At 61.2% G+C, this 3,249-nt stretch carries 2 protein-coding genes and 2 pseudogenes; all 4 read left to right on the top strand.

All coding sequences use genetic code 11. The features are described from left to right. Positions 1 to 174: 174 nt before the first annotated feature. The gene (locus AC1DLB_RS28450; RefSeq protein ID WP_064618759.1) at positions 175 to 591 is read left to right on the top strand and encodes a DoxX family protein; all 417 of its coding nucleotides are present in this window, start codon (positions 175 to 177) and stop codon (positions 589 to 591) included. Further along, positions 584 to 1,258 (top strand): antibiotic biosynthesis monooxygenase, encoded by a 675-nt coding sequence (locus tag AC1DLB_RS28445; RefSeq protein ID WP_477786131.1) that lies wholly within the window; start codon positions 584 to 586, stop codon positions 1,256 to 1,258. The genes AC1DLB_RS28450 and AC1DLB_RS28445 overlap by 8 nt, the downstream gene beginning before the upstream one ends. Next, positions 1,161 to 2,825 (top strand): annotated as a pseudogene (locus AC1DLB_RS28440) (amidohydrolase); the annotation flags it as partial. The gene AC1DLB_RS28445 and the pseudogene AC1DLB_RS28440, both read left to right, overlap by 98 nt. Before the next feature lie 67 nt (positions 2,826 to 2,892). After that, positions 2,893 to 3,240 (top strand): annotated as a pseudogene (locus tag AC1DLB_RS28435) (cysteine hydrolase family protein); the annotation flags it as partial. Positions 3,241 to 3,249: the final 9 nt, after the last annotated feature.

Below are 3,249 nucleotides of genomic sequence, written 5' to 3'. Positions count from 1 at the left end.
GTACATGCGGTCTACCTGATGCAATTGGGTCGAATGGTTTTGGGGCTGCTTCGCAGCCCAGCGGGAGCAAGCTCCCTCGCCACAATTCCCGCGGTACAAAGAGAGCACGTACATTCAATTTTTCCCTACCCCTTGGCGGCACTATTCAATCCAATGATTGAACAGGGGTGAGTCATGAACGCTTCGCAAAGGGATGAACAGGCGCGGGATGTCGGGCTGCTGTTTCTGCGGGTCAGCGGTGGTCTGTTTCTGCTGTGGGTTCACGGCTTGCCCAAGCTGCTGGACTTCAGTGCGCAACTGCAACTGATCGAAGACCCGTTCCACCTCGGTGCCCACCTCACCCTCAGCCTGGCGATTTTCGCCGAAGTGCTGTGCCCGCTGCTGATTGTCGCTGGTGTTCTGGCGCGTCTGGCGTGCTTGCCTATTCTGTTTGTGCTGCTGGTGGCGCTGCTGGTCGTGCACCCGCAATGGAGTGTGGCCGAAGGGCAGTTCGGCTGGCTGTTGTTGATCATCTTCACCTCTGTGTTTATCGCCGGGCCTGGACGGCTGGCGCTCAATGTTCGTTTGCCCGGAGTGCTCCGTTATGTCTGAAGCCCAAACTCAAAAAGCGCCGGGGTCCGATGAGATCGTGACGCTGATCGTCAAGCACCGGGTCAAGGCCGGTTTCGAAGCAGCCTATGAAGCCTGGCTGCGCAACATCGTCAGCGTAGCGGGGCGCACGGAAGGGCATCTGGGCGTGGACGTGATCCGCGGCAAGAACGCTGGCCTGGACATGTTCACCTGCGTGCTGCGCTTTTGCTCCACCGAGGCCATGCAGCACTGGCTCGATTCGCCGCAACGTCAGTCGTTGATCGATGAAGCCGCGCCGATGCTGGCCGACGGCGACCAGACCGAGGTCAACCCGGTCAACGAATTCTGGTTCGCGCCGCTGGCCGATGCTGCTTCGCCGCCACCGCGCTGGAAGCAGGCCGTGGTGTCGTTGCTGGTGATTCTGCCGCACACCTTGCTGGTGCCGTTGCTCTGGGGGCCGCTGCTCAAACTCAACGCTTTTCTCTCCAACTACCTGGTCGCCACGTTCCTGATCACCCTGACCATCGTGGTGTCGGTGGTGTACGTGTGCATGCCGGCCGCGACTCGCTTGTTTGCGCCGTGGCTGACGGGTCATCCCTGGCCTCAACGACTCGCACCTGCACCTGATCCGTGGCGGTTTGAACTACAACCTCGAACTGCGCTGGGAAGGCGTGCCGTCCCTGGCTGATGCGTTGCGCATGCTCAAGGAGCAAGCCGACCGCACACCAACGCCGCAATGGGTACGGGTAGTCGGTGGCTGGAACGAATTCCAGTTTGCCGAGAAGCGCATGCCGACCCTGGAAGAGCTCAACCAGGCGGCGCCGGACACCCCGGTGTTCGTGCTGCATTTGTACGACCGCGCCTTGCTCAACCGCGCTGCATTGCGGGTTGCCGGTTACACCCGCGACACGCCGAACCCGCCGGGTGGCGAAATCGTGCGTGATGCCAACGGCAATCCGACCGGCATGTTGGTCGCAAGGCCGAACGCGATGATCCTGTACTCGACCCTGGCCAAGGGGCCGAAGCTGCCGCTGGAATATCAGGTCAACTCGACCCGCCAGTTCATGCGTGAGCTCAACCGCCTCGGCCTGACCAGCGCGATCGATGCCGGCGGTGGTTTCCAGAATTACCCGGACGATTACCAGGTGATCGAGCAGTTGGCGAAAGATGATCAACTGACCGTGCGTATCGCCTACAACCTGTTTACCCAGAAGCCGAAAGAAGAGCTGACCGATTTCCAGAACTGGACTGGCAGCGTCAAGTTGCACCAGGGCGACGACTACCTGCGGCACAACGGCGCCGGTGAGATGCTGGTGTTCTCGGCGGCGGACTTCGAGGACTTCCTCGAACCGCGTCCGGACCTGCCGCAGACCATGGAGCAGGAGCTGGAGCCGGTGGTTCGCCACCTGGTGGAACAGCGCTGGCCGTTCCGTTTGCACGCCACTTACAACGAATCGATCAGCCGCATGCTCGACGTGTTCGAGAAGGTCAACCGCGACATTCCGTTCAACGGCCTGCCATGGTTCTTCGACCACGCTGAAACCATCACCCCACAGAACATCGAGCGGGTAAGGGCGCTGGGCGGTGGCATTGCGATCCAGGACCGCATGGCGTTCCAGGGTGAATATTTTGTCGACCGCTACGGCAAGCAGGCCGCCGAATCTACGCCACCGATCAAGCGCATGCTGGCCGAGGGTGTACCGGTCGGCGCCGGCACCGATGCCACGCGAGTGTCCAGCTACAATCCGTGGACCTCGCTGTACTGGATGGTCAGCGGCCGTACCGTCGGTGGTCTGGCGCTGTATGAGGAAGGTTTGCCGCGCACCACTGCACTGGAACTGTTCACCCACGGCAGCGCCTGGTTCTCGTCGGAACAAGGCAAGAAAGGCCAGATCAAGGTCGGGCAACTGGCGGACCTGGTAGCACTGAGCGCGGACTTCTTCAGCGTCGAGGAAGAAGCGATCAAGTGGATCGAGTCGGTATTGACCGTGGTCGGCGGCAAGGTGGTGTACGCCGCCGGCGACTTCGAAAAACTCGGGCCTGTCAGCCTGCCGGTGCTGCCGGACTGGTCGCCGGTGGCGAAGGTTCCGGGACACTGGCGGCCGAACGCGCCGATGCAGGCGCAGGTGCACCAGTGCAGCGGCCCGTGCGCCGTGCATACCCACAGCCATGAGAAGGCCCGTATGTCGAACGTGCCGGTGAGTGACTTCGCCGGTTTCTGGGGCGCCTTCGGCTGTTCCTGCTTCGCGTTCTGAGTCTTGCAACAAAAGCGTCGGCCATGTGTGGTCGACGCTTCACTCATCACCCTCCGAGGAGTTTCACATGAGCAACGTTCCTTACAAACGTCTGAACAAAGATGACGCCGTTGTGCTGCTGGTCGATCACCAGACCGGCCTGATCTCTCTGGTGCAGGATTTCTCGCCCAACGAATTCAAGAACAACGTGCTGGCCCTGGGCGACATCGCCAAATTCTTCAACCTGCCGACCATCCTCACCACCAGTTTCGACGCAGGCCCGAACGGCCCGATCGTACCTGAACTGCGCGAGCAATTCCCGGACGCGCCGTTCATTCAGCGTCCAGGCCAGATCGCCAGATCAACGAACGAAGACTTCGTCAAAGCCATCAAGGCCACCGGTCGCAAGCAACTGATCATCGCGGGTGTGGTGACTGGGTGACTG

This window comes from Pseudomonas sp. 05N434 (assembly GCF_056396965.1).
This window is presented reverse-complemented; position numbering and strand designations above follow the sequence as displayed.

What these genes read in the sequence shown, in the direction of transcription:
- AC1DLB_RS28445 (WP_477786131.1), top strand. Translation starts at nt 584, where the DNA reads ATGTCTGAAGCCCAAACTCAAAAAGCGCCGGGGTCCGATGAGATCGTG.
- AC1DLB_RS28450 (WP_064618759.1), top strand. Translation starts at nt 175, where the DNA reads ATGAACGCTTCGCAAAGGGATGAACAGGCGCGGGATGTCGGGCTGCTG.